Origin of the sequence: Azohydromonas lata (assembly GCF_034427735.1) — a bacterium.
GTDB lineage: Bacteria > Pseudomonadota > Gammaproteobacteria > Burkholderiales > Burkholderiaceae_C > Azohydromonas > Azohydromonas lata.
The window spans coordinates 39,119-64,651 of sequence record NZ_JAXOJX010000003.1; the positions used below are offsets into that span (position 1 = coordinate 39,119).

Consider the following 25,533-nt stretch of genomic DNA (forward strand, 5'->3'; position numbering starts at 1 on the left):
GGAGGAGTCTGGCTACCGACGGCGTAGGCTGCGCTGCCTGACATCGCGACACCGGAGGCCGCCATGGAACACCAATGGACGGTATTGGTGCAGCAGCAAGGAGGCACAGCTTGCGAGCCTGTGGTCGTCGGCACCTTCAGGCGCCGCGTCGATGGCGCTACACCGGCAGACTTCGGCCTCTCCCTGGCTGAAGGCCAGGCACTGGTGCAGAGCGTTCAGCATCAAGTTGCCTAAGGGTAAATCAATGCCTGTTGAAGTCCAGTAATTCAAATAGCCGGATTCAGTAATTCTGCGAGCGGTCGAGACGCACAGGTAGCCGTCCCGCAAAGAGAAGTGCGCTGAATTAGGCTGGGAGCATTTGTACCGCAATCTGCTCTTGCTCAACAAGGTGCTTATCTACGCAAGGATTCGGTAAAAGTTAACGGTCCCAGGCTTCTGGGCGCCGCGTGTGTAGCACGACTGGACTGTTCCTCTAAGCTTGTCGAAACATTGCAGGGCGAGGATTACTCCCTAGATATCAACAGCCGACAGCAAGTCGGCATCCTAGCCATGACGGCCATGGCCCAAGGCGCTGTTCGCAAGCAGGGCAAGGGAAAGAAAATACAGGCCACCGCACTGGCGACAATGCTGGGTAACCGCGAAGTCGCTCAGAGCTGAAATGCTCGTCACCGCCAATAGATAGAATCATGAGCAAATACATCACCACCGACCTGGATTTGATCGGCGTTCTTCAGACCGCGGAGGAAAGTGATTTGACTATCATTTCCGACTACATCACTGACAGTGGCAAGGGGCGTATTTCCCTAGACTCATCCGTGCGCGCCTATCTGGAGGTTTGCAGACAGTCAAATGCCCTAAGCGAAAACATAAACGTGCTTGCTAAGGAAATTCAGGATTTTGGTGGCAATACCATCATGAATTTCTTTCGCGGCAAGGGGGTTCCCTACCCGGAAATTGTTGAAGATGTCGCCAGCCATTTCAAGGTCAAGGCGGATAAAACCGAGTCTACTGAAAGCCTAGAAACCAAAATTCTCCTTGCCGTTGCGGTCAAGGCCATGGAAAAGATGTCGCCTACTGAACAACGGGATTTCGCTTCGAAGATTTCAGGCGGGAGGGTGGTAGGCGCAGGCCCGGGTGTTATTGATGCATTGCAGGCGGCGGTGGTGGCGGGTGGCTATGGAACTTATATGTTGGCTGCTGCCGTTGCCAACGGCGCGGCCGAGCAGCTGCTTGGCCGCGGCTTAGTTTTGGCAGCCAACGGTGCACTGATGCGAGGCATTGGCGCATTTGCCGGACCCATAGGGTGGGCTGTGACGGTCATATGGGCACTTTTCGACCTGGCCAGTCCGGCCTACCGGGTGACCGTGCCGTGCGTGCTGCAAATTGCCTATTTGCGGCAAAGGAGCAAGGAAACCAAAGCGTCTTGAAACTCAACCCACCAACAAACCAAGGACTGATTGTGGCTGACGTTGTTATTTGTGACGAATCAAATGCTGTAGTGGCCAGCGGCTCGGAAATTTCTGCGTTCCCGACCAAGTCGCTCAAAATCGACAAGTCTAGCAATATGGTGAAGCAAGCTTCTCAACTTGCCATGGATTTGCTCAATGGAGCGATCAGTGTCCCTGGCAAAACCATAGAAATCGCCTTCAAGAAAGAGGTGCAGGACGGGTTGCGGGACGGTGTCTACACCATGATGCGAACCAAAGAAGGCGAAGTTCTCGCCGACGCCGTCAACAAGGCGGGTATCATTGTCGGCAAGGGACGGGTGGTCGAGGCAGGCAAGTTTCGCCAGTTGGCGGCCGGTGCATTTCAACTGGTGAGCATTGCCGTCGCGCAATCGCACTTGGCCGACATAGAAAAAAGTTTGGCGACGATCAAGGGTGGAATTTCCCGTTTGGCGGACAAGCTTGAAGCGGCCGACCGATCAAACCTGTCAGGGTCCATCAGCTATCTTGAAGGTATCGTAGCCTTCATGAAAAATCTAAAGGGTCCGGAAGAAGTACCAACCAACATGAAATATGTTGTGGAAAGTATTTCGCGCGACGCATACGTATTCAGGGACAAGTTGTTTGAGGATGCCGACAGCCTCATCAAAGAGATAAACAATCAGGCTGACATTGATTCTTTTGGTGGTACCGAAAACACCTTCAATGCCATCATGAGTCATGCCGAAGCCTTGCAGCCTCTTCTGGCTCGGCATGAGCTTGTAATTCATCTTTTCGGACTTATAAACTTCATAGTTTCTTACCTGGACCCTCTTGGCAAGGAGTTTTCCAGGCCCAAACTGGATGGAGAGATGTGGCGTGCACGCATGCAGCGCTACAGTGAAGCTTTGAATGAAAAGGCCAAGGAGCACTTGACCAGTGCAGTGTTGAACTCTGACAGTACGCTTAAGTTGAGGCGTCAAAGCATTCAGCTTCGGCAGGTTGTTCATTTGAAGGCCGCTTACCAACAACAGTCGGCGCACGAAGACATGATCAGCAGGATAGAAAAACAAGCCGGTACGCTCTTGGGTCGGAATTCAATGATCAAAGTTGCCATTTCATTTGATCAAGCAGGGAAAGTAAAAGAGGCTGCATTGCTGCCGCGATTGGTCGAATAACAAGGTGACCGACCATTGAGCTGTACCAGGCGTGCCGTTGCAATTGAAATGCAGAAACGCATCGACGCCACGGCCCTGCGCTGCTCACCCGCTGTTCCCCATGTTTTTGTTTTTGCGAATAACCAAACCCCAGCCATGTGTACCAATAGCTCAACTCCAATGCAGCAACTCACGGACTATGCTGCTGTTTTCGTCGCTGGCATACTGGCGGCCAATATTTGGCGCTGGCATGGCCAATACATGCGTGAAGCCGGACGCCAGGATGCGAAAGGCGGCGCCTAGCTAAGCTGCGACGCGGCAAGGGCCTTCTCACCAAATTGGGCCAATTTGCGTTGCTCGCTGCGCAGCAGCACTTCAAGTGCCGGTCTGGTCAGGTATAAAGAAGGCAACATTCCGTTATGCGCCACCTCCGGCTCTTCTTTGGCTTCGGAGGCACAAGAGGTTGTGCCCTTCGCTCCTATGGCAGTCAGCGCAATTGAAGAAGCCAGCAATTTCTCGTTTCTGAAACAGCCGCCTCATCAGCCGCCGCTTTTTTCGCTGGCCTCGTCTGCCGAGCAGCACTACGCAAACGATCCGAATACCTGCCTGCTGAAACTTAGGCAGTTCGGCGAAGCCGTTGCCCGCCACCTTTTTGCCCTCGCGGGCATCGAAGAAGACGCCCGGGGCAGCAAGCAAATAGATCGTTTGGCCGAGGTGCAGCGTCGCGACTTCATCGACCGCGACATTGCAGGCTTGTTGCATCTGCTGCGCAAGGAGGGCAATGCGGCAGCGCACGATTTCGTCGGCGAACAGCGCGATGCGCTCGCTGCACTGAGGGTGGGCCGCCAACTCGCGATCTGGTTTCCCCGCGCGTTTGGCTTTCCACCTGGCGGCTTCAAGCCTGGACCGTTCGTCGAACCCCTCGATGCCCAGCTTCAGGCCGGCAATATCGGGCCGGGCAATATCCAAACCCTCGGCGCAATTGGTCCGCGCTCGCCGCGGCTGTATTCATAGGACACACGCATACCCGGTTGCAACCGCTGCGCTTCACCCGGCGCCAATGAGCTGAAGGGGAAAAAGATATTGTCCCCGCCGGCATCGGGCTGGATAAAGCCGTAGGTATCCCGGAGATTGAGAATGTGGCCCTGCTGCGTGGAGCCGACCTCTGGCGGCGCCGTCAACACGCCGATGGTGGTGGTCAGCGGACTCGGGATAGAGGAGGGGCGGTATTCCGGGCGGTGGAACAGCCCGTCCAAGGCCGGATCACCGCCTTCGCGCGACGCATCCATGACTTCGGCCATGCGCAGCGCGTAGGGCACCTCGCCGTAGAGCAGCTGGGATGTCTTCATCTCGCGCAGGTTGCCCGCGCTGTCGGAGAAGCTGAAATCCCAGCCCAGCAGCATCACGCGCGTGCCCAGGGTGTTGAGCTTGCGCGCCAGGGGCACGAAGTCGCCGTCGCCCGCGATCAGCGCCAGCACGTCGTAGCGCTTGTAGATCGCCATCTCGAACGCTTCCAGCGCCAGCCAGACGTCGATGCCTTTTTCGCCCTCCGGCCCCTTGGGCAGGTAGTGCGTGGTCACGCCTTCGTACATGAGCACGTCCTCGAAGGCGCGCTCCTGGAACAGGATGTCGCGCTCCTCAGCCGCGCGCGCCTTCATGCGCCCGCGGAAATAGTGCGCGTCCACGATCTGCGCCAGCTTGAGCCCGGTGCCTTCCGCGGCGGCGGCACGGGCACGGATGAAGTTGTGCAGCCCCTCGATACTGATGCGGGCCTTTCGCGGGTGGGTGCCGGCGTAGTAGTTGCTCACGCGACGGAAATACTCGCCGTCATAGAAGACGCCGATGCGCAGGAGCTTGTGGCTGGTGGACTGCATGAAAGCTATCTGAATCCGAGTAATTGGATAGGTGTGACTTGGCCGGGATGGCCTGTCCGGCATGGGCCGGGACAGGCGGCCGGCGTAACGCAGGCGCCAGCGGGATCGTACGCCTGCGATACGCGCAAGCTCACGTGGCCTCCACTGGCCAGAGCGCCCGCCTATCCTTGCCGCAACACACTCCGTCAACGGGAAGGAAACGGGCCATGCTGAAGATGGACGCTTGCAGCGTGCTGGTGCTGGTCGATTACCAGGGGCGGCTCATGCCGGCGATCCATGGCGCCCCGGCCGTGGTTGAGGCCGCGGTTGTGCTGGCCGACGCCGCGCGCGCGCTGGGCATCCGAATCGTGGGCACTGAGCAGAACCCGGACGGGCTCGGCCGCAACGACGAAGCCGTGCGCCGGCGCTGCGACGTGACGCTGTCCAAGATGCACTTCGACGCCTGTAGCGACGGGCTGGCGGAATTGCTGACCGAGGGCCGTGCGCCAGGCGACCGGCCCGAGGTCGTGATCGCAGGCTGCGAAGCGCACGTGTGCCTGATGCAAACCGCCCTGGGGCTGCTGGAGCGCGGCTTCCGGACCTGGGTGGTCGAGACGGCCTGCGGCTCGCGCCGCGCTGCCGACAAGCAAGCGGCCATGCAGCGCCTGCGCGAAGCCGGCGCCACCGTCGTCAGCGACGAAATGGTGCTCTTCGAGTGGGTGCGCCATTGCCGCCACCCGCAGTTCAAGGCCGTGCTGGACCTGGTCAAGCGCCGCGGCGGTTGAAGTGGCGAAAAGTGCTGACACCGGCGGGCAGCGTGGCCGCGAATGTCCCACACCTGTACGCCAGCTCTGCGGATGGTCAAGGGCGCGTGCAGGGTAGATACCTGGGCTGACCGCAGCCCAGGAGGAAAGCGCCGTGCAGCACAGTCATCTACCCGGGGACATTGCCGTCGAACCACTGGCGTGGCACCCGCACGCGATCGAGATCCTGCGCCAGTGGTTCGAGGCGCAGTGGCCGGACTACTACGGCGCCGGGGGCAGGGGGTCGGCACTGCAGGACCTCCAGGCCTGCGCCCGGTTGGGCAGCCTGCCCATCGGGATGGTGGCGCTGCAGGCCGGGCGCGTCTGCGGCGTCGCCGCCCTCAAGGCGCAGTCCATCGCAAGCCACGCTCACCTGTGTCCTTGGGCGGCTGCAGGGCTTGTCGATCCCGGCATGCGGGGCCGGGGCATTGGCGCGGCGCTGCTGCGTGCGGTGGAGGAGCAAGCGCGTGAGCTGGGGTTCGAGCGCATCCATTGCGCCACCAGCACCGCACACGGCCTGCTGCGGCGTCAGGGGTGGATGCCACTTGAAGTCGTGGTTCACGACGGCGAGCGCGTTGCCGTCTATGTGAAGGCGCTCTGAGCGGCGCGTCGCCCTGCACGGCGGCAGCGCGAGCCGGCCTGACGCCGTGGCCGGCATCCTGGCCGGTCGGCACGTTGCGATTGAGCCGGCTGCGGCCTACCGCGTGGGCAACGGGCCTTTAGGTGTCCGAGGCGAGCGCGCGTGCCGCTTCGCCCTTGGCCGGGGTCGAAGCCGGGCCCAACCGCTCCAGGGCGTTGTGCAGTGCAGCCGCGAGTTCGTCGCCGCGGGCCTTCTCCACCTCAAGCTGGCGCTGCAGCCGTGCGTGCCGCTCCTGCAACTCTCCGAGCTCCGCAGCGAGATTGCCGGCCCGCGCGTTGACATCCAGCGCCGCCAGGGCGTTGCCCAACGCGGCGGCACGCCCGCGGTAATCGGCGGCCAATGCCGGCACAAGGCGCAGGCTTGCCGCGCATGCCACAGCCTGTTCCCGGGCGCTCGTGGCAGCGCCGATCAGCGTGTTGCGCTGCTCGTCGAAGAGCATGACGGTGGTGACGTTCATCAGCGTCCTTGATTGCTTGCTGGGATGGCGGCCACGGCCTGGCCTGAAAGGGAGCACGCGTCTTCAGAGACAAGCGCAAAGCCGTTGGGCTGCAGCATGCCGGCCACGCTACCGCCCCTGCGATTCCTGGCAAGGCTGCAGGGCCGTCTGTGCTGCAGCATCCACGCTGGCAAGTGGCATGGAGGCTGGTGGGTGCGCCATTGCCGCCACCCGCAGTTCAATGCCGTGCTGGAACTGGTCAAGCGCCGCGGCGGTTGAAGCGGCGAAGGCAGCCGCCTCACCGGCCCCCGGCGTCACGCGCGGCCGAGGCCCGGTGCCACGGACCCGCCAAGCCATTCATGCACACGGCCGCCGCCGACGGCGGCACCTGCGTTATGGTGGGCACGAGGCGCCGCTCAACTCCCTCCCGTGGCGTCTCGTGTTTTTCCCGGCCCGCTGCTGTACGCGGGCCTTTTTCTTGACCGGGCCCGCCCAGGTGCTGGTGCGCATGCCCTGCTCAAGCCGGCACATGCCAGCCACCGCGTGCTGGCGTGGCCACCCGGCATGATGGCGCGCGCGGTGAGCAATTCCAGAGCTGCCACAGCCAAGGACTTTCCCGCCTTCCCAGCTGCGCAGGCCGCCGCGAACAATGGCTTGGCACTGCGGGGAGAAAACAATGAAAGGCAGCGGAGCACTGCTGATGGGTGTCGCCATCCTGGCCGCGGCGCCGGCCTGGGGCCACTGGACGGCTTTCGGCGAGGACGAGTCCAAGGCGGTCTGGTATGTCGATCCAGACTCCATGCGCACTACGGGCGCACTGCGGGAGGTCTGGGCGATGAAGGACATGGTCGAGCCGGAAATCGACTTCGACCTCTCCAAGCTGTTTCTCGTCGAAGTTGACTGCCAGGGCCGGCGCCAGCGGCTGCTGCAGCACCAGAGCTACCGGGGCCGCATGGGCGGCGGCGAGCCCACGCGCGGCGGGATGATGTTCGGCGACTGGATGGCCATCGCACCGGGCACGGTGGGCAGCAGCCTGAGCAAGGCGGTGTGCAACCGCGGCTGAGCGCCGCAACAGCAATAACAGGGCAGGACCGTGACGGTGGTGATCGAGCGCGTTGTTTCAGGAGGGCAGACCGGTGCGGATCGGGCCGCGCTGGATTGGGCGCTGGCCCGCGGCGTCCCGCACGGCGGCTGGTGTCCGACCGGACGGATCGCGGAGGACGGCACCATCCCGCCGCGGTATCAGCTCACCGAGATGCCCGACGGCGGCGGCTACCGCCAGCGCACCAAGGCCAACGTGCGCGACTCGGACGCAACCCTGCTCCTGTCCATCGCGCCCGAGCTCACCGGCGGCAACCGCCAGACGATGATCTTTGCCAGGCAGCTCGCCAAGTCCTGGCTGCACCTGCACCCGGGCATGGACTGGCGCTCGGCGCTGCGGGCCTGGATCGAGGCCACCAGCATCGCTACCCTCAACGTCGCCGGGCCGCGCGCCAGCGGCGCGCCGGCCATCGGCTTGTTCACGGCCCAGGCGCTCGATGCCCTGGCGGCCATGGCGGCGGTTCGTGGCTCGCGCCTGGACGCCGGCCTGGTTCAGGGCAACGACTGCGGCGTTAGCGGCGGCCCGCCCGGCCTGCGTGGTTGAGCCTCGGCCAGCCGCCGCGCGATGGAAAACAGCACCCCGCGCTCGGCCACCTCGTTGACTGGGTGCTGAAACTCCGTCCAGCCCCGTAGTTCGAAGCCAGCCCCGGGCCACATGTTGCCCAGCGGCCTGAGCACATCAATGACGCGCGCACCCTGGGCGTGCAGCAGCCCCCAGCCCGGCGGCAGGTCAGCCAGGCCGATCACGTCGGGCGGTGTTAGGTAGAACCGGTACAGGTCCAGGCTGCGGCACTTGTCGCGGCGCTCCGGCTTGAGTCGGTCGGCCAGGAAGTTGCGCCTGCTGGCCTTGGCCTCTACCAGTACCGAGCAGCTGGCGCAAAAGCCGATGACGTCAGCCACCCCTCACGGCTGCCGCTGGCGCTGATCTCCGAGGCCACCACTGCGAAGCCCTGCCACGAAGTCGAACTGATCGAGCACAAGAGCGGGAAGAAGGTCGAATCGATCCAGTTCCTGGTGCGCAGCAAGGGCAGGGCGGCCGCGGTCGGCGGCGATGCGCAGCGCATGCTCGAGCGCATGAAGGCCCTGGGCCTGCCGGGTACGGAAGCCAAACGGCTCGCGGCCAGGTACCCGGCGCAGAGCATCCTCGACGCGTTCAGGTATACCGAGACGCGCCAGGCCGACGCCAAACAGGCTCTGCTGGAGCAGCCCGCAGCCTACTTCCGCAAAGCCTTGGAGCAGGGATACGGCCGGCGCGAAGACCAGGCGCCGCAGGCGCCAAGCCGGAAAAGCATTTCGACATCCAGGCCGAGTTTGAGCAGCATCGGCGCGAGGAGGCCCGTGCCTACTTCGGCGAGCTAAGCGCGGAGGAGAAGAAGGCGCTCATCAATCGCTACAACGCCCAGCAGGACCTCGTGCAGCTGCGCATCAAGAGCCGGATCACGAAGATTTCGGAAGTGGCGTTCATGAACTGGCTGGCGCTCGATACCTGGGGCCAGCCGTCGGTGCAGGACATGTTGGACTTCTCGGTGGCGCTGCTGGCCAAGACCAGAGGTTAATAGGCCACGTCTGTTCTGACGAGCGGCTGTACGGATGAGCTGGGCAGTGCACAGATCAAGAGCTGAACTGCCGCCAAAAACAACATACGCGAGTTTCTCTTCTCGCCTTCTGTCCTTGGTCTGTGGTGGTGCGTTTGGAGGTGGGTTAAGGGGGATTCAGGAGGAGGGTGAATGGGTTCAGTAGTGTTGTTTAGTTTCAGGTATGTTGCTTTAGCATTTGTCCACTATAGCTCCCGTTCTGTTGCCTGGATTCTTTGCGCTTGCTGGTGCCTTCGGCGGCATGCACGCCTGGCATCACTCCCGCGCGCGCCCTGCTGCGTCGGCTCAGCGTGCGGGCCGCCCATGCGCATAAGAGCACCTGGAATTCTCCGGTCGCCGCTGGCAACCTTCCCGCGCCGGTAGCCCGGTATCTGGAGCTGGCGTTGGGGAGCCATCTCGCAGCACCGCGCTTGGTTGTGCTGGAGCAGACCGGCGTGCTGCGCACCGATACGCGCTCTTCGCGCTGGTGGCCCTTCCAGGCCACGCACACCGCGTCACCTCGAAGCCCTGCCTTCCTGTGGAATGCCAAAGTCAGTATGGCGCCGGGGCTGCACCTGCACGTCATGGACTCCTTGGTGGACGATATCGGCGCCGGCGAGGCGCTGCTGCTGTCTGCCGTGCGCATGGGGCACGAGCACGGCCGCCTGGAAATGAAGCCGGCGCGCTGCACCGCTACCTGGCCGAAGCGCCCTGGTATCCGTGGGCGCTGCTGCCCAGCGAACGGCTGACGTGGACCGGAATCGACAATAGCCGCGCCATGGCCACGCTGGTGGACGGCGGCACCACGGTGTCGCTGGAGTTTCGCTTCGCCGCCGACGGCCAGATCACAGGCATCTACTCGTCAGGGCGCTGGGGTAGGTTTCCCAACGGCTTCCGGCAAGTGCCCTGGGAAGGCCACTTCGGTCAGTACGAGCGGCATGCGGGCGTGCTGGTGCCCACGCGAGGCGAAGTGGGATGGTACCGAGGCACGAGCCTCGAACTGGTCTGGACGGGGCAGGTACGCTCGCTTCGGTTGGTGGAGTAGACATGCATCGCGCGGTCATCCTCCTGAAGCCCTGGTCAGGATTCCGTTGTGCATGTCGCAAAGGGTGGGCCTGACGCTGCGCAGCCACGCGTTGGCGCTGCTGTGGCCGCAGCTTGCCCAGCGGCGGCGGCTCACCGCCGCGCAAATGAAGAAGTTTCCGAGTGGCCGGCTGGCTCAGACCTGCGGCATTGTGACCATGCGCCAGCGGCCCAGCACGTCCAACGTGTGTCGTGTTCGTCACGCTGGAGGACGAGACCGGCATGGTCAACGTCATCGTGTGGCGGTCGCTGCGGGAGCAACAACGCCGGGAACTGCTGCACTCGCGGCTCTTGGCCGTCTACGGCGTGTGGCAGCGCGAGGGCGAGGTGTGCCACCTCATCGCCCGGCGGTTGCACGATCTCACGCTGCTGCTGGGGCGGCTAGCGACTGAAAGCCGGGATCTCAATTGATTTGGCAGCAGGCTTTGGGTGAATACCGGCTTTCGGCCAGTTGCGGACGGACGGGGCTGCTTTTACGGCGGGCTGTTCAAAGCTGGGTGTGGTCGGCCAGACTCTGCGGTGGAACGTCTGCAGCGACCAGAAACCTGCCGCTTGAGGCTCGAGACATGCTTGCCTGGACGGCGCCACGCTCAAGGAATGAGCACGGGTAGTCCGTTCAGTCGCCGGGCGTCTAAAGCCCTATGCACGTCGGCTGCGGTGTCCAGGCGATGCTTCGTGATTTCCAGGTCTGCGAACACTCCGGCCCGAATCACGTCAAACAGTTCGGCGGACGCAGCCGCTTGGTTGGTCGTGTTGACGTACTGAGGAGTTCCACCACCGAGGATCTGAATCGAGCGGCGAGCCAGCTCAGCGCGATCGAACCGAGCTTGGCCGGAAGCGGCTCCGATGGTCAGAATCTTGCCGCCGTCGCGAACCGCGGCCAGGGACAGCTTGGCGGTTGCATCGCCAACGAAGTCGTACACGACGTCAACACCTTGTGGTGCCAATGCCCGAACCTTGTTCATAAAAAACGCATCGTCGGCAGCCAGAGCGAGCGTACTGCCTGCTGCAACTTGCGCGAGCTTCTGCTTGGAGCCGGCAACGCCGATAACCGTTGCGCCACAATGCTTGGCCCAGCGCGAAACAATGGAGCCAACGCTGCCCGACGCACCCTGGACGAGGATGACGTCGCCAGCCTTTAGCTTGTGCATCGCGCGAAGGCCCATCCAGGCTGTCAGCCCCTTGGCCAAGAATGCCGCGGCTTGAACGGTCGAGATGTCCGGCGGGAGCGCAATCAGCGAGTTGGAGTCCACCAGGTTGTAGTCCGCATAGGCACCTTGAGCGTAGAAGTAGCCAACACGGTCGCCGACTTTGAACGACACCTGGTCGGAGCCGACCTGCTCGACGATGCCGGCGGCCTCGAAGCCAATCACTGCCGGCAACTGCACGCCGAACTGGCCTGAACGGACCAGGGAATCAACAAAGTTGACGCCAACGGCCTCTTGGCGGACCAGGATTTCCCGGCTGTCGGGGTCGCCCGTAGAGGTGGCCTCGTAGCGGAGAACCGAAGCATCTCCGTTCTCGCGGATGACGACTGCGTTGCTCATGATTGCGCTCCTCTGCTCTACAGGTGGTTAGGCGATTTGGCCGCCGTCGACGTTCAGGGTCGCGCCGGTGATGTAGCGAGCATCCGGGCCGACCAGGAACGAGACCGCGCCCGCGATTTCTTCGGGCTGACCGTAGCGACCCAGCGAGCTCATTGCGCGCAGCGTGTCGGCGAAAGCGCTGTCCTGCGGGTTCATCTCGGTGTTGATGGCGCCTGGTTGGATAACGTTCACGGTGATGCCACGACCACCGAGGTCGCGAGACCAGCCGCGGGTGTAGGCGGCGACAGCAGCCTTGGAGGCCACGTAATCGGACACGCCAGGAAACGGGATGTGGGTTGCCCCGGTGGTGCCGATGGACACGATGCGACCGTTCTGGCTCAGCAGCGGAGCAGCGGTGCGAACCGCCGTCACCACGCCCTTGATGTTGATGTCGATTTGACGCTCGAACTGTTGTAGGTCAGCGGCCGGGTCTCCGACGACACCGGTGATGGGGTGGACGGACTCCTTGTGCAAAAAGGTGCGCTTTGGGTCTGAAACCCGTTGCGGGACAAGAACTTACAAAAATTTGAATTACGGCAAAGCCAGTTTCGGCGTGCAAATCGGTGCGTTTTGAGTGGGAATATCAGCGCTGACGGCGGCCAGAAAACGCCGCGCCGATCTGCCTGGCGCGGCGCTCGTCGTCAGCGTGCAGGTACAGCGACGTGGTGGACACCGACGCGTGGCGCAGGTTGTCGCGCACCGTGGTCAGATCCGCGCCGGCCTCAAGAGCATGCGAGGCGTGGCTGTGTCGAAGCCAGTGCGGGGAGGCCCGGTTCAGCTTCTCGGCCAGCGCCGGATTGACGTCGGCGAGCACCGCGGCCGCGGTCGAGAAGAAGCGCTTCATCGCCGCCCACAGCCGCCTGGCCGTGATGCCGGCCTCGCCGTTGAGGCTGCCCAGCAGCGGCGTGCGCGGGTCCCACTTCGCCGGGCTCACCGGCAGTCGGCGTTGCACCAGGTAAGTCTCCAGCGCGCCGCGCGCGATGAGGGGCAGCACCACCTTGCCGGCCTTGCTGCCCTTGCCGACCACGTGCAGCCAGGCATCGCCGCCGGCGTCGGTTTCAATGTTGCCCAACGTCGCCCCGACCAGCTCGCTGGCGCGCAGCCCGGTGCCGAAGCCGAAGTCCAGCACGAAACGCATGCGCTGCGCCGCGCGCGGCTCCCACCCGTACGCCCATTCGAGCGCATCGGCGACGGTGCGCACCAGGCCCCACTCGGCGCCGGAGAGCCCTCGCGTCGTGTCCATCCCGGCTGCTCGCATGCCGCGCACCCGGATGCCGGCGAAAGGGTTGGCCAGCACGTAGCGCTTGTCGATGAGCCAGCGGAACATCGCGCTCAGCACCGACAGGGCGTAGGCCGTGGAGCGCGGCGAGAGGCCGCCGGTGAAGGGGCGCCACAGCGGCGAGGAGCGCGCCGTGGCGGGGGCGATCCAGCGCGAGCGTGGTGCCGGATGGCGCAGGAACGCGCGGTAGGCCACGGCATCCTCGGTGGTGAGCGAGGACAGCGCCACGCCGCGCTCGACGATGGCCCAGAGCAGCAACCTCTCGGCCTCCTTGCGATACGCACGCTGCGTGGCTGGTGCCTCGTGCAACGCCAGCCACGACTGCACGGCCTCGTAGTCGTTGTTGGCTCGCAGCGAGCACGATGCGCGCGGCGCACGGAAGGCGCCCTGGGTGCCATCGACATCGGCCGGCACGGCGATGTGCTCCCAGGGCCGCACGTCACCCTGCTGCGGCACGGCCACCAGGGCGCGGGCACGCTCGGTGAGCTCGGGATGCGAGGCGAAGAAGGCTTCGACCTGCGTGGCCATGGCCGGACCCAGACCGGCGACCGCTGTCCACCAGCGCCGGCGGCGCGGCACCCGCAGCGTGAGCTCGGCCAGCGTCCGGATGCCCGCCTTGCGCAGCACCGCGGCCACGCGCGGGGGCAGCCAGCGGCCCACGTCGTCGCCAATGAGCGGCTGAGGGGTGGGCGTGCTGCGCAGTGCCTCGACGGCCTGCGCGACGGCGCGCGCGGCTGCAGCGCCCTTGCGCGCCGTGCCCGTGAAGTGCCGCGCCAGGTCCTCGCGTTGGCGGCTGGCCGCGAAGGCGGCGAGCTGCCGGCGGATGTGGCCGATCATGGAGCGCGATGAGCCGCCCGCCGGCCGCCGCTCAGGGATGAAGCGCCCCACGGCCTCGCGCGAGGACAGGCCTTCTTGCCAGGCCCGCAGGGCGGACAGCGCCGCGGCGTCGGGCAGCTCCAGCAGCGGCTGCTCTTGGGCGGGCTCTGCGGCGGACCGGCGCGTTTTCACGCCAGTCAGTTTAGGCCTGCGACGGTGCTGATCCGATAAGCAGAATTATTTCCTGCATGGCGTCGATTGGCATCAGGCGCGGACATTCCACGGGTGCCATGGTGATTGCCGCACAGCCGCATCCACCGATGCGAACAACGACTCCCGCTCGTGGTGCCGGGCCGCGCTGATGTTGAGTCCTGCGTCGTTGAGGAAGAACTCGGTTTTGAGCCAGCTGCTGGCGGACCAGAAGCCCAGCCTCTCGCGAATGCGCGGCATCTCCTCATGCAGCCGCTGGGTGCCCGAGAGCTCCACGGGCCGCGGTGTCACGGGCATCACATGCCGGCGCGGCTCATGGTCGGCGCTGCCGTAGACCTTGATGTGGTTGCGCACAGCAACGCGCAGCGCCTCGATGACTTGTGCGGGCGTGTTGCCCAGGGCCTGCATCGCGACTTGGCAATGCCTTGCGACAACGGTGTCGTCCGCCAACGTGAAGAGCCAGAAGTGCGGCCGTGCTTGGGCAATACCCAGTAGCCGACGGCGCTTGAAGGCGCCGTGCGCAGGCGAGCGCGAAGGCGCGACGAACCAACCGTCCCGGTCGGACCAGGTCAGGCAAGGCCCCTGGCAGGCGCGAAGCACGGTGTCCTGGGCTTGCGTGACCACGTGCCGGCGCTGGAACTTGTCAGACCCAGGAGGCACGCACATCGCGGTGCCGGCAGCGGCAATGCCCATGAAGCACGCGCAAGAGTCGGCATCAATGGTAGCGGCTCCTGTGCACAGCGCCAAGGTGCTGCAGCAGTTGCGTTCCAGTCGGCAACGCCTGTGTAGGCCATCATGACGGCGCGGCCAGAGCGTTGACAGTATCCAGGCAGCGGCATGCTCATCGAGCAAGCGGCGCTGGGATCCATGTCAAGTACGACCGCGACAGCGATTCGTGATTGGAGTTGTGTCCAACTGCGCGGCGACGTCGTGATAGAGCAGAACCACCGAGATTGGGATTCAATCCTGCAACTTGGCTTCGTCGATACCGCTGCGAAAATCGGCGAATGTCTGATCCACATGACCGGCCTTTTGTATACCTGCTGATTTCCGGTGCAATCGTTTTGATCGTGGCCATGGTTTACGGCGCCTACCTGCAAGTCCGCGACCGCAGGCTCAAACGCGAGCGTCGCGAGCAGCGACGCGCCCAGAAGAAGAAAGGCAGGCGTCCTTTGCGGTGATGACGGAGGTCGTTATCGGAGTCGGTACCAGGCGGAACTGCAGTCGTTGATGTTGACCTGATACACAGCACCCATGTCAACGGCCAAGCCTGGCGGCACGAGCGCGACGTAGCGATTGACGAATTGGTGTCCCCCATCGCTGTACGAGACCACTGCAAAGCGCCTTTGCGTGTCAGCGGCGAACTCGGTACGACAGTCCTTGACGATGTGCGGGATCGGCTCCGCACCGACTTTGGCCTGTACCACCCGCGTATGGCGCCATCCCCGGTCAAAGGCGTCCTTCATGGCGGGCGGGTCCGTGCAGCCATGCAGCAGTGCCAATGCCATGCACGCTCGAAGCATGGCAAGCCAGCGCGATGAGCGCGAATTGGCGGACGTATTCATGTAGTTCGAGGCTCCGCACAAGATCACGCAATACATCCCAGGCGGCCGGATCCGGGCGACCAGGCGCAGGACATTTTCGCCTGTCTGGTGCTCTCTGAAGCCCAATGCCTCTGATCTGCACCAGGCCACGGGTCCACTGGAGTCTGCGCGTGCGCGCTATCGGACCCGGTACCACCTGGAACTGCAGTCCTTCACGTTGACTTGGTAGATGCGTTCGACCTTGACCGCCTGATCTTGCGGCACGGCAGCGACATAGCGGGCAAAACCTTGGGTGCCATCCCGATACGACAACAGCGCAAATCTTCTCGACTCGGTCACGGAGGCCTGCGTACGGCAGTCGTTCGCGAGGCTCCGAATGGCTTCGTCGCCGATGCTTGCATCCACGACACGGGCCTCGCGCCAGCCCTGTTCATAGGCGTCCTTCGCTGCAGGAATGGCCGAGCAGCCTTGAAGCAGCGCAGCGGCGAGCGCCGCAAGCACTGCTGTAGGTTGACGCGAAGCGCCGAATATGGTCATGGACATGGTCTTTTCCTTCTTTGGGAGAGCTGTGCAATCAACCACTCGTTGGACGTACAAAGGCTTGCGACACCGTTGTTTCGGAATTGGTTGCCGGCTGCTTGAAGCCCAGCAGGCGCAGCGCGTTAATCACGACCACGAGCGTCGATCCCTCGTGGAACAGCACCGCCGTGCCGATGTTGAGGCCCAGGATCGTCAACGGGATCAACACCGCCACCACGCCCAGGCTCAGCCACAGGTTCTGCCGGATGATCCGGCTGGTCTGGCGCGACAGCCCGACGGCAAAGGGCAGCTGGGACAGGTCGTCCGCCATCAGCGCAACGTCAGCGGTTTCCAGCGCCACGTCCGAGCCGGCTGCGCCCATCGCGATGCCGACGGTCGCGTTGGCCATGGCGGGCGCGTCGTTCACGCCGTCGCCCACCATCGCCACCTTCCCGGCGTTGGCGCGCAGCGCCTGGATGGCTTGGACCTTGTCCTCGGGCATCAAGTCCCCATGCGCCTCGGTGAGTCCAACCTCCCGTGCCACGGCCTCGGCAACGCGCTGGTTGTCTCCCGAGATCATGATGAGCCGGTTGATGCCCAGCCGCTGCAGCGCGGCCGTGACCTCACGCGCCGCCGGGCGCGGTGTGTCCATGACACCCAGCACCCCGAGATACCGGTCGCCATGGCGCACCAGCATGGTGGTGCGTCCCTGAGCCATCAGCCGCTCGTTGTGCTCGCGCAGCTCGGCGGGCACGACCGTGCCACCGATGTCCTCGAACAGCGCGGCCTTGCCGATGTGAACTTGGCGCCCATCGACAATGCCGGTGACGCCGCGGCCGGTGATGCTTTGCAGTCCCTGCACGGCAGGCACTGCATGCCCGGCACCCAGTGTCTTGCGCGCGCCAACGACCACCGCGGCCGCCAGCGGATGGTCGCTGTGCTCCTCAATGGCCAGGGCCACAGCCAGCAGTTCCTTCGCCGGCACGCCTTCGGCCGGAACCGCGTCGGTCAGGCGCGGCTTGCCTTCGGTGAGCGTCCCGGTCTTGTCGAAGGCCATAGCGGTCAGCGTGCCCAGGTTCTCCAGCGGTCCGCCGCCCTTGATCAGCACGCCACCGCGCCCGGCGCGCGCCACACCGCTGAGCACCGCGCTGGGCACCGAGATGGCCAACGCGCAAGGGCTGGCCGCTACCAGCACTGCCATCGCACGGTAGAAGCTGGCGGAAAAAGGCTCGTCCACCACCACCCAGGCGAACAGCAGCACCGCAACCGTGGCCAGCACCACCGGCACGAAGATCCGCTCGAAGCGCTCGGTGAAGTTTTGCGTCGGCGAGCGCTGGGATTCGGCTTCCGTCACGAGCCGGACCACGCGGGCCATGGTGGACTCGCTGGCCTTCCTGGCCACCACCACCTCGATAGCACCGGCGCCGTTGATTGTGCCGGCGAACACACGGTGCTGCGCGGGCAGTTTGTCGAAGGCGCTCAGCGCCGCCTGCGCATCCGGCACCGCTCGCTTGTCAACGGGCATGCTCTCGCCTGTGACGGGTGCTTGGTCCACGCTGGTCTGACCCGCCACCACAAAGCCGTCTGCTGGCAGCCGCTCATTGGGCCGCACGACGACCACGTCGCCCACCTTGAGGTCCGCGACATCGACTTCCACGGTGGCGCCATCGCGCTTGACCAGCGCCCGCTCGGGTGCGAGCTTGGCCAGGGCCTCGATGGCGCGGCGTGCCCGGCCCATGGCGTAGTGTTCGAGCGAGTGCCCCAGGCTGAAGAGGAACAGCAGCAGTGCGCCTTCAGCCCACTTGCCCAGCGCCGCGGCGCCGGCCGCGGCCACCAGCATCAGCGTGTCGATTTCGAAGCGCCTGGCCCGGATGTTCTCGATGGCCTCGCGCGACGTGAACCAACCGCCCAGGACATAGCCCACGACGTAGCAGGCAGTGCTGGTGGCGGTGCCAGCCAGTTGCCAATGCTCGACGACCCACCCGGCGAACACCGCCACACCGGCGAACAGGGCGAAGATCAACTCGGACTTTTCACCCAGAGGTCCACCATGCGCGTGCCCCGCATGCCCATGCGCCTTGTCCTCGTGCTCATGCGTGTGCCCGGCGTGTTGTCCGGCGCCATGGCTGGCATGGCCATGCCCGTGCCCGTGCCCGTGCCCGTGCCCGTGCCCGTGCCCGTGCCCGTGGCCGTGTCCGTGTCCGTGTCCGTGGCCGTAGTCCTCACGGTGAGCATGAGGTTTCCCAGGAGCGTGAGGCGTTTCAGCCTCGATGCCCAGTGCCTGGAGCCGCTGCCGCAACGCCGGTTCCTCCAAACGCTGTCTGTAGAACTCCACACGCACCGCGCCGGTAGGCGTCACCTCGGCTTCCAGCACCCCTTCCAGCGCCTGCACCCTGGCAGCGAGGGTGCGGGCCGCGCGCGCATGCATCGAGCTCGTTTGCAACACGAGATGCCCGATGCGGTCGGTCAATTGCGCGCCCGTGGCCCGCGCCAGCTCGCGCACGCGCGGCAATGCGATGACCTTCGGGTCGTAGTGGATGCACAGCTGCGGCGTGTTGTCCGCTTCGGTGATGTGCGCTTCGCTGATGCCGTCCTTGCCCTTGAGCGTGTCAACCAGTTGTGTCACACAGCGATCTCTCACCTGCGGCACCTCGGGCAGCAGCAATGGCAGGTCCAGCTTGAGCTTGAGCGTTTCAGACATCCTGATTTCCTGACTTCATGACGACTGCACGGGTGTGACGACGCGCACCGCGCCGCGGCGCGGTGCGGCCGTTGAATTGCGTGGGCACTGGCTCATCTATGCCTCCACCGCCATCTCGATGACGAGAAACAGCAAGAACCCGACGAAGAAGGCGCTGGTCGACCACGGTGTCTCGGCCACCTCGTGGGCTTCAACCAGCAGTTCTTCCGTCACCAGGTACAGCAGCGCGACGATGCCGATGCCCAGCAACACGGCAAACGCAAACGGCGGCAAGGCACCGAAGAAGAGGCGTCCCAGCATTGCGGCGAGGCACAGGATCAGCGCCAGTCCCGGCGCCGCGGCCAGCGCAGCCGCGCGGCCCGCGCCCGAGCGGGACATCGCCGCGCTGACCGACAGCGCCAGGAACAGCACCTCCAGGGTGAGCGCAATGGCGAGCAGGACACCGGCTTTCTCACCTGCTGCGAACGCCATGCCGAGCACCAGCCCGTCGATGAGCAGGTCCAGCGCCGTGATGGCCAGCATCCCTGCTGGGAAACGGCGCGCCTGCTCGCGCTTCTCGATCGCGCCGGCCAGCCGGCGCACCAGCAGCATCAGCGCGATGCCCAGCGTGAAGCCGATCACGACCGGCAGCGCCGCCTCGGTCCGTTCCTTGGGCAGCAGCTCCAGCGCCGTGGCCGCGAAGACGATGCCTGCGGCAAAGTGCTGGATGACGGCCGTGAGCGCTTCGGAAGGTGGCCGCCAAGCGGCCCACGCGCCGCCCGCCGTGGCCACCGCCAGCGCCGGTAGGGTGTAGAGCAGGACAAGCAACGCGGGATGCATGGCTCACCCGATGGGCAGGGCCTGCTGCACGTCCGTCACGTACACCCAGCCCGCGCGCGGCTGCCCGGTGCGGCCGACCTGCCGGATGATGGCCACCAGCTCATCGACGTGGGGCTCTTCGCACAGCAACTCCAGCTTGTACTCGTTGACCACCTCGTCGCCGATCTCGATCGAGTAGTGCTTCTCCCGTTCGTCGATCGGCACCAGCGAGCCCTTGACGACGTAGACCGTGAGGTTGTGCTGCCCGCCGTCGGCCGCGCCCCAGGCCGCCGAGGCCTTGAGCGCGGCGATGACCTCGCCGATGCGGTGTGCGTGCACATAGGCCTTGATTTCCTTCATTTGGTCTCTCCTTGCGCCGTGGTCGCAGCGCCGGCACGCCGCTCGGCGCGACCTTCGGCCCATTCGTACATCAGGGGCAGCAGCAACAAGGTCAGGGCCGTCGAGGTGAAGAGCCCGCCCACCACCACGGTTGCCAGCGGCCGCTGCGTCTCGGCCCCGACGCCGGTGGACAGCAGCATCGGTACCAGGCCCAGGATGGCGACGGAAGCCGTCATCAGAACGGGCCGCAGCCGCAGCGCCGCCCCTTGCCGCACCGCGTCGCGCAGCGCCAGGCCCTGCTGCCGCAAGCCGTTGAGGAACGACACCAGCACGATGCCGTTGAGCATGGCCACGCCGAACACCGCGATGAAGCCGATGGCCGAGGGCACCGACAGGTACTGCCCGGAGACGAACAGGCCGACGACGCCGCCGATGACGGCAAAGGGCACGTTGGCGATGATCAGCGTGGCATGCCGCACCGAGTTGAAGGCGGTGTAGAGCAGGATGAAGATCAGCCCGATGGTCAGCGGCACAATCAGCGCCAGGCGGGCCATGGCGCGCTGCTGGTTCTCGAACGCGCCGCCCCATTCGATCCAGTAGCCCGCAGGCAGCTTCACCACCTGCTTGAGCTTGGCGTCCGCTTCCTTGACGAAGCTGTCCACGTCACGGCCCTGCACGTCCATCTGCAGCACCGCGTAGCGCTGCAGCGCCTCGCGGCGCACGAAAGAGTAGCCTTCGTCAAGCTCGATGGTGGCGACCTGCGAGAACGGCACCAGGGCGCCGCTGCTGGTGCGGATGGGAATCGCGGCAATGGCCGAAGGCGATGAGCGGTACTCATCGGCCAGGCGCACCGCGATGTCGAAGCGGCGCGTGCCTTCGATCAGCGTCGAGACGGTGCTGCCGCCAATGCCCGACTGCACGACCTCCAGGATGTCGTCGGCATTGAGCCCCAGGCGTGCCGCCGCGGGGCGATCCACCTTGACCACGAGCTGCGGCTTGCCCTTGTTGGCCTCGGCCGAGAGGTCGGCCACGCCCGGCACGGTCTTGAGCGCGGACTGGATCTGGCTGGTGAGCCGGTCCAGCGTCCCCAGGTCCTCGCCGTAGAGCTTGAGGGCCAGCGTCGCGCGCACGCCGGAGATCAGCTCCTCCACGCGCATCTGGATCGGCTGAGTCGCGCCGAACACCGCCGTGGGCACGGTCTCCTCCAGCGACTCCTGCATCTGGCGCCCGAGCCCCGTGTAGGAAAGCTTCTCCGGCCACTCGCTCTGCGGCTTGAGCTCCAGCAGCACCTCCATGTAGTTGACGTCGGCGGTTTCGCCTTTTTCGGCGCGGCCGATGGTCGCCAGCACGGTCTTGACCTGCGGAAACTGCCGGCGCAGCTCCGCATCCACCGCCTTCGACACCCGGATCGACTCCTCCAGCGAGGTGGAGGGGATGCCGGTGATGCGGAACATGATCGAGCCCTCCTGCAGCTGCGGCATGAACTCCTTGCCCAGAAACGGGAACAGGGCGAGCGAGGCCAGCAGCAGCACGACGGCTGCGCCCACCACCAGGCGCTTGCGCTCCAGGGCCCAATCCAGCAGCGGCAGGTACAGCCGCTTGGCCCGGGCCACCAGGAAGGTGTCACGCTCCTGCTTGGGCTTGAGGATCAGCGCCGCGAGCACCGGCACGAGCGTGAGCGACAGCAGCAGCGAGCCGGCCATGGCGAAGGTGATGGTCAGCGCCATGGGCTTGAACAGCTTGCCCTCCAGGCCGCTGAGCGAGAACAGCGGCAGGAACACGACGATGATGATCAGGATGGCGAACGCGATGGGGTTCACCACCTCGCGCGCGGCCTGCAGGATCAGCTGCGTCTTGTGCACCGGCCGGCCCGACTCGCGCGTGTGCGCCAGCAGCCGGAAGGCGTTCTCCACCATCACCACGGCGCCGTCGACCATCATCCCGGTGCCGATCGCCAGGCCCGCCAGCGACATCAGGTTGGCCGACAGGCCGAACTGCTGCATCAGTACGAAGGCGATGAGCATGGCCAGCGGCAGCGTGACGATCACGACCACCGCTGAGCGGATCTCGCCCAGGAACAGAAACAGGATCACGGCCACCAGCAACGAGCCCTCGACCAGCGAGCTCTCGGCGGTCTTGAGCGCCTTTTCCACCAGCTCCGTGCGGTCGTAGACGGGGTTCAGGGTCACGCCCTTGGGCAGCGCGGCCTGCGCGGTGGCGAGCTTGGCCTTGACCGCGTCCACCACGTTCTTGGCGTTCTCGTTGACCCGCGCCAGCGCCATGCCCAGCACGCTTTCCTCGCCGTTGCGCGTGACGGCGCCAAAGCGCATGGCCGGCGCCTCCTTGACCTGCGCCACGTCGCGCACGTGGATCGGTGCACCGTTGCGCTCGGCCACGATGACGGACTCGATGTCGGCCACGCTGGCGACCAGACCCAGGCCTCGCACCAGGTACTGCTCGGCGCCGACGTTGAGGTACTGGCCGCCAACCTGGCGGTTGTTGGCCGCCAGCCGCTCCATCACCTCCTTGAACGACAGCCCGTACTTGATGAGGCTTCGCGGGTCGATCTGCACCTGGAACTGCTTTTCCTGGCCGCCCCAGGAGATGACGTCATCGACGCCGGGCGCGGTGCGCACGATCAGCCGCACCGTCCAGTCGTGCAGCGTGCGCAGGTCCATCGCCGAGAGCTTCTTGTCGGCCGAATCGATCGTGTACCAGAACACCTGGCCCAGGCCCGAGCTGTTGGGGCCCAACACCGGCTCGCCATAGCCCTGGGGCAGCCGTTCCTTGGCCTCCTGCAGCTTCTCGCCCACCAGGCGCCGGGCAAAGTAGATGTCCACGTCGTCCTTGAAGTAGACGCCGACGTAGGACAGGCCGAACAGCGAGACGGAGCGCACTTCCTCGACGCCGGGCAGGCCGGCCATCGCGCCCTCGATGGGCGCGGTGAGCAGCTTCTCGACGTCCTCGGCCGCCAGGCCCGGTGACTCGGTGTAGACGTTGACCTGGATCGGCGTGACGTCCGGGAAGGCGTCCACCGGCACTTGCTGGAAGGCCCGCACGCCCAGGCCCACGATCACCGCAAAGGCGACCAGCACCAGGACCTTGTAGCGCAGCGAGGCATCGACAATCGCATTGAGCATGGTCTGACGCCTTCCTCAATGCTCGTCGCTGATCTGCGACTTCAGCAGCCGGGCCTTGAGCGCGTAGGCGCCGGCCGTGACGACCTCGTCGCCGGGCTGCACGCCGGACTTGAGCACCGTGCGGCCGCCGAGCTTGTCGCCGGGCTCCACCGGCCGCGGCTCGTAGCCGTCCTTCTCGCGCACGAACACCGTCGGCTGCCCCTGCAGCAGCAGCACAGCGGCGTCGGGGACGCTGAGCACGTCTTGCCTGGTCTGTCCGGTCTGGATGCTGGCCGTGGCGAACATCTCGGGCTTGAGCCGCCCATCCTGGTTGTCCACCTCGATGCGCGCGCCCACGGTGCGCGTGTCCTTGTCGAGCGCGCCGGCGATGAAGCTCACCTTGCCGGGAAAGCGCACGCCCGGATAAGCCGTGACGGTGACGCTGGCCGGCGCGCCCACGCGCACCCTGGCCAGCAGGTCTTCCGAGAGGTTGGCCTCGATCCACACGCGCGAGAGGTCCGCCACGGTGAACAGCGCATCGCCGGGCCCGGCGAGCTCGCCGATGGTCGCCTTCTTCTCGATGACGGTGCCGGCCAGCGGCGAGCGCAGCTCGAAGCTGGCGCTGGCCCGGCCGGCGCCTTGTGGCGACGCGCCGAGCAGCCGCAGCTTGTCCTCGGCCGCACGCAACTCGGCGCGGGACTTCTCCAGCTCGGCTTGCGCGCGCAGGTAGTCCTTCTGCGGAATGATCTCCTCGGCCACGAGCTTGCTGGCGCGGTCGAAGTCACTCTGTGCCACGCGGTGCGAAGCCTGGGCCTGCTGGTAGGCGGACTGCGCTTCGCCCAGGGCCACGCTGTCGAGCACGGCCAGAGTCTGCCCGGCGCGCACCTGGTCACCGAGCTTGGCCACGATCTGCGTGAGGCGGCCTTCCACGCGGGGCGCGACGTGGGCGAAGTGGTCTTGGTTGGCGCGGATGGTGGCGGTGACGGTGACGACGTCGGCCTGGGCCTGGGGCTGCAGCGCCTGGACCTGCAGCCCGGCGCGCTGCGCCTCCTCGGCCGACAGCTTGATCAAGGAGCTTTCTTCGGCCTGCGCCTGCGCCTTCTCGTCCTTCACGACAGGCTGCTCGTTCTTGGGGCCGCCACAGGCGGACAGCAGGGCAGCCGCGGCCAGCGCAACGAGCGCTCGGCGACCACCGGGTTGCATCAGGTTCTTCATGGTCTTCTTTCTCAAGGCTGGCTCGTCCAGCCGGCGGTGGCTTCCAGCTCGGCCCGGGTGGCGTGGTAGTCCAGCAATGCGTCGATCAGGTCGCGGCGAGCGTCCAGGGATTGCCGGGACGTGACCAGCAGCTCCAGCAGCCCGATCTGGCCTACCTCGCGCGAGCGCAGCGCCAGGCGCTCGTTGTCGGCCAGCGTGGGCAGCACCAGGCGCTGCAGCCGCTCCACGCGGAGTTGCAGGCTCTGCAGCCGAGACCACAGCGCCTGGACCTGGGCGGGAGCGTCACGCTCGGCGGCGCGGCGTTCCACCTGCGCCTGAGCGAGCTCGGTGCTGGCCTGGCCGATGCCCGCGGCGTTGTGCTTGAACAGGGGCAAGGGCACGGACAACGTGACGGTGGTCAACCGCTCGCGCGCATCCAGCGGCCCTTCGCGGCCGACGTTGACTCCGACGGTGACGTCCGGATAGCGCGCGGCACGTTCGAGCCGCAGCCTCGCCTGGGCGCTTTGCTCACGGGCCTGGAGCGCCTGCAGCCGCGGCTGCGACAGCGCGGCCTGCAGCAGCTCGTCGCGCGTGTACGCCAGGGGCGTGAGCTGCAGCTCTCCGGCAGCCTGCGGCAGCTCGGCCGCATCGAGCTGCAGTCCGGCGGCCAGATCGGCGCGCGCCTGCAGCAGCTGTTCCTGGATGCCGCCCAGCGAGTTGCGCGCACGCTCGGCCTCGACCACGGCCACATTGGCATCGAGCCGCGTGTCCTCGCCTGAGGCACGCCGACGCTCGATGGCGCGGGCCGTGTCCTCGAACAGCCGCAACGCCTGGGCTTCCACCTCGACGCGGCGCTGCAGTGCCAGCACGCGGTAGAAGCGTTGCGACACCTCGGCGCGCAGCTGACGCGACGCATCGTCGATTTCCAGCCGCACCGCCGCGAGCGCTTCCTGCGTGGCCTCGCGCCGGTGGCGTCGCTGCCCTGCAATCTCCAGCGACTGCTCGATGCCGGCAGTCCATTCTTTTTGCCGCGGCGCGCCGGGTGGCGCGCTCACGCGGCGGCGCGTGCGCTCGGTCCAGACCTGGGGATTGCTTGCCAGCAACGCCGCAGCGTCGCTGGCCTGGCCTTCAGCCGCCGCGAGCTGCGCCTGTCTCGCCCTGAGCACAGGGTTGCCGGCCTGGGCCAGCGCGAGAGCTTCCTGCAGCGTCAGGCTTCGCCCGGCCGCAGCTGTCGTGGGCATGGCTTCTTGCGCCAGGGTCCAGCCAGGTGCTAGGCACAACGCGGCGGCCAGCGCCAGCGTCTTGTATCGCATCGAATCCTCCAGTCAGGGATGAACCAGGAACAGGACGGATCCGG

28 protein-coding genes and 1 pseudogene are annotated in these 25,533 nt (G+C 65.6%); 14 read left to right on the top strand and 15 right to left on the bottom strand.

The genetic code is table 11. The features are described 5' to 3' along the window. Positions 1-63: 63 nt before the first annotated feature. From SM757_RS03630 to SM757_RS03650, 5 genes are all read left to right on the top strand, one after another. Positions 64-234: a hypothetical protein gene (locus SM757_RS03630; protein ID WP_322464413.1), complete on the top strand. Its 171-nt coding sequence runs from the start codon at positions 64-66 to the stop codon at positions 232-234. A gap of 452 nt (positions 235-686) precedes the next feature. Next, entirely contained in the window at positions 687-1,427 is a 741-nt protein-coding gene (locus SM757_RS03635) for a YaaW family protein (RefSeq protein ID WP_322464414.1), read from the top strand. Continuing rightward, positions 1,424-2,602 carry a hypothetical protein gene (locus SM757_RS03640; RefSeq protein ID WP_322464415.1) on the top strand — a complete coding sequence of 393 codons (1,179 nt, stop codon included), beginning with the start codon at positions 1,424-1,426 and terminating at the stop codon, positions 2,600-2,602. The genes SM757_RS03635 and SM757_RS03640 overlap by 4 nt, the downstream gene beginning before the upstream one ends. Positions 2,603-2,650: 48 nt before the next feature. Beyond that, entirely contained in the window at positions 2,651-2,884 is a 234-nt protein-coding gene (locus tag SM757_RS03645) for a hypothetical protein (RefSeq protein ID WP_322464416.1), read from the top strand. Positions 2,885-3,061: 177 nt separating this feature from the next. After that, positions 3,062-3,595 carry a DUF4145 domain-containing protein gene (locus SM757_RS03650; RefSeq protein ID WP_322464417.1) on the top strand — a complete coding sequence of 178 codons (534 nt, stop codon included), beginning with the start codon at positions 3,062-3,064 and terminating at the stop codon, positions 3,593-3,595. Here the strand turns inward: SM757_RS03650 and SM757_RS03655 are convergent. After that, on the bottom strand, positions 3,517-4,455 hold the full coding sequence (locus SM757_RS03655; RefSeq protein ID WP_322464418.1) for an NYN domain-containing protein: 939 nt from the start codon (positions 4,453-4,455) through the stop codon (positions 3,517-3,519). The two genes, SM757_RS03650 and SM757_RS03655, sit on opposite strands and share 79 nt — an antisense overlap. 206 nt (positions 4,456-4,661) lie before the next feature. Here SM757_RS03655 and SM757_RS03660 point away from each other — a divergent pair, with 206 nt between their 5' ends. Both SM757_RS03660 and SM757_RS03665 read left to right on the top strand, forming a co-directional pair. Continuing rightward, positions 4,662-5,219 carry an isochorismatase family protein gene (locus SM757_RS03660; protein ID WP_322464419.1) on the top strand — a complete coding sequence of 186 codons (558 nt, stop codon included), beginning with the start codon at positions 4,662-4,664 and terminating at the stop codon, positions 5,217-5,219. A 133-nt stretch (positions 5,220-5,352) separates the two neighbouring features. Further along, entirely contained in the window at positions 5,353-5,838 is a 486-nt protein-coding gene (locus tag SM757_RS03665) for a GNAT family N-acetyltransferase (protein ID WP_322464039.1), read from the top strand. 118 nt (positions 5,839-5,956) lie between these two features. Here SM757_RS03665 and SM757_RS03670 read toward each other — a convergent pair whose 3' ends face one another. Then, on the bottom strand, positions 5,957-6,334 hold the full coding sequence (locus tag SM757_RS03670) for a hypothetical protein (RefSeq protein ID WP_322464420.1): 378 nt from the start codon (positions 6,332-6,334) through the stop codon (positions 5,957-5,959). Positions 6,335-6,989: 655 nt separating this feature from the next. Between SM757_RS03670 and SM757_RS03675 the strand changes: the two genes are divergently transcribed. Continuing rightward, positions 6,990-7,376 carry a surface-adhesin E family protein gene (locus tag SM757_RS03675; protein WP_322464421.1) on the top strand — a complete coding sequence of 129 codons (387 nt, stop codon included), beginning with the start codon at positions 6,990-6,992 and terminating at the stop codon, positions 7,374-7,376. A gap of 30 nt (positions 7,377-7,406) precedes the next feature. After that, positions 7,407-7,958, top strand: a complete 552-nt coding sequence (locus SM757_RS03680) for a putative molybdenum carrier protein (RefSeq protein ID WP_322464422.1) — start codon at positions 7,407-7,409, stop codon at positions 7,956-7,958. Here the strand turns inward: SM757_RS03680 and SM757_RS03685 are convergent. After that, positions 7,907-8,314: a hypothetical protein gene (locus SM757_RS03685; RefSeq protein ID WP_322464423.1), complete on the bottom strand. Its 408-nt coding sequence runs from the start codon at positions 8,312-8,314 to the stop codon at positions 7,907-7,909. The genes SM757_RS03680 and SM757_RS03685 overlap by 52 nt on opposite strands. A 114-nt stretch (positions 8,315-8,428) precedes the next feature. On the opposite strand from SM757_RS03685, the gene SM757_RS03690 reads away from it, so the two are divergent. The 4 genes and pseudogenes from SM757_RS03690 to SM757_RS03710 all read left to right on the top strand — a co-directional run bounded on the left by SM757_RS03690 (position 8,429) and on the right by SM757_RS03710 (position 10,482). Beyond that, positions 8,429-8,773 carry a hypothetical protein gene (locus SM757_RS03690; protein WP_322464424.1) on the top strand — a complete coding sequence of 115 codons (345 nt, stop codon included), beginning with the start codon at positions 8,429-8,431 and terminating at the stop codon, positions 8,771-8,773. Between the two features lie 53 nt (positions 8,774-8,826). Continuing rightward, on the top strand, positions 8,827-8,970 hold the full coding sequence (locus SM757_RS03695; protein WP_322464425.1) for a hypothetical protein: 144 nt from the start codon (positions 8,827-8,829) through the stop codon (positions 8,968-8,970). Positions 8,971-9,299: 329 nt separating this feature from the next. Beyond that, positions 9,300-10,033 (top strand): annotated as a pseudogene (locus SM757_RS35515) (DUF6920 family protein). 230 nt (positions 10,034-10,263) lie between these two features. After that, positions 10,264-10,482, top strand: coding sequence for an OB-fold nucleic acid binding domain-containing protein (locus tag SM757_RS03710; RefSeq protein WP_322464426.1), 219 nt, complete (start codon positions 10,264-10,266; stop codon positions 10,480-10,482). A 179-nt stretch (positions 10,483-10,661) separates the two neighbouring features. Here the strand turns inward: SM757_RS03710 and SM757_RS03715 are convergent, their stop codons facing one another. The 4 genes from SM757_RS03715 to SM757_RS03730 form a co-directional block, all read right to left on the bottom strand. Beyond that, positions 10,662-11,618, bottom strand: coding sequence for a zinc-binding dehydrogenase (locus tag SM757_RS03715; protein ID WP_322464427.1), 957 nt, complete (start codon positions 11,616-11,618; stop codon positions 10,662-10,664). 27 nt (positions 11,619-11,645) lie between these two features. Then, positions 11,646-12,131: an SDR family NAD(P)-dependent oxidoreductase gene (locus SM757_RS03720; RefSeq protein ID WP_322464428.1), complete on the bottom strand. Its 486-nt coding sequence runs from the start codon at positions 12,129-12,131 to the stop codon at positions 11,646-11,648. A 109-nt stretch (positions 12,132-12,240) separates the two neighbouring features. After that, positions 12,241-13,944 (bottom strand): site-specific integrase, encoded by a 1,704-nt coding sequence (locus SM757_RS03725; RefSeq protein WP_028999031.1) that lies wholly within the window; start codon positions 13,942-13,944, stop codon positions 12,241-12,243. Positions 13,945-14,016: 72 nt separating this feature from the next. Continuing rightward, positions 14,017-14,814, bottom strand: coding sequence for a hypothetical protein (locus SM757_RS03730; protein ID WP_322464429.1), 798 nt, complete (start codon positions 14,812-14,814; stop codon positions 14,017-14,019). Here SM757_RS03730 and SM757_RS03735 point away from each other — a divergent pair. Continuing rightward, positions 14,800-15,009 (top strand): hypothetical protein, encoded by a 210-nt coding sequence (locus SM757_RS03735; protein WP_029001648.1) that lies wholly within the window; start codon positions 14,800-14,802, stop codon positions 15,007-15,009. The genes SM757_RS03730 and SM757_RS03735 overlap by 15 nt on opposite strands. 146 nt (positions 15,010-15,155) lie before the next feature. On the opposite strand, the gene SM757_RS03740 is transcribed toward SM757_RS03735, so the two are convergent. From SM757_RS03740 to SM757_RS03775, 8 genes are all read right to left on the bottom strand, one after another. Further along, positions 15,156-15,527, bottom strand: coding sequence for a hypothetical protein (locus SM757_RS03740; RefSeq protein WP_156902146.1), 372 nt, complete (start codon positions 15,525-15,527; stop codon positions 15,156-15,158). A 156-nt stretch (positions 15,528-15,683) separates the two neighbouring features. After that, entirely contained in the window at positions 15,684-16,049 is a 366-nt protein-coding gene (locus SM757_RS03745) for a hypothetical protein (protein ID WP_029001650.1), read from the bottom strand. Positions 16,050-16,080: 31 nt separating this feature from the next. After that, positions 16,081-18,726, bottom strand: coding sequence for a heavy metal translocating P-type ATPase (locus SM757_RS03750; RefSeq protein WP_084268086.1), 2,646 nt, complete (start codon positions 18,724-18,726; stop codon positions 16,081-16,083). Between the two features lie 96 nt (positions 18,727-18,822). Next, positions 18,823-19,545: a ZIP family metal transporter gene (locus SM757_RS03755; protein ID WP_029001651.1), complete on the bottom strand. Its 723-nt coding sequence runs from the start codon at positions 19,543-19,545 to the stop codon at positions 18,823-18,825. A gap of 3 nt (positions 19,546-19,548) precedes the next feature. After that, positions 19,549-19,884 (bottom strand): P-II family nitrogen regulator, encoded by a 336-nt coding sequence (locus SM757_RS03760; protein ID WP_029001652.1) that lies wholly within the window; start codon positions 19,882-19,884, stop codon positions 19,549-19,551. Beyond that, positions 19,881-23,003, bottom strand: coding sequence for an efflux RND transporter permease subunit (locus SM757_RS03765; protein ID WP_029001653.1), 3,123 nt, complete (start codon positions 23,001-23,003; stop codon positions 19,881-19,883). The genes SM757_RS03760 and SM757_RS03765 overlap by 4 nt, the downstream gene beginning before the upstream one ends. Before the next feature lie 15 nt (positions 23,004-23,018). Beyond that, positions 23,019-24,212, bottom strand: a complete 1,194-nt coding sequence (locus SM757_RS03770; protein WP_322464430.1) for an efflux RND transporter periplasmic adaptor subunit — start codon at positions 24,210-24,212, stop codon at positions 23,019-23,021. Beyond that, on the bottom strand, positions 24,209-25,489 hold the full coding sequence (locus SM757_RS03775; RefSeq protein WP_051244333.1) for a TolC family protein: 1,281 nt from the start codon (positions 25,487-25,489) through the stop codon (positions 24,209-24,211). Before SM757_RS03775 ends, SM757_RS03770 begins: the two co-directional genes overlap by 4 nt. Between the last annotated feature and the right edge of the window lie 44 nt (positions 25,490-25,533).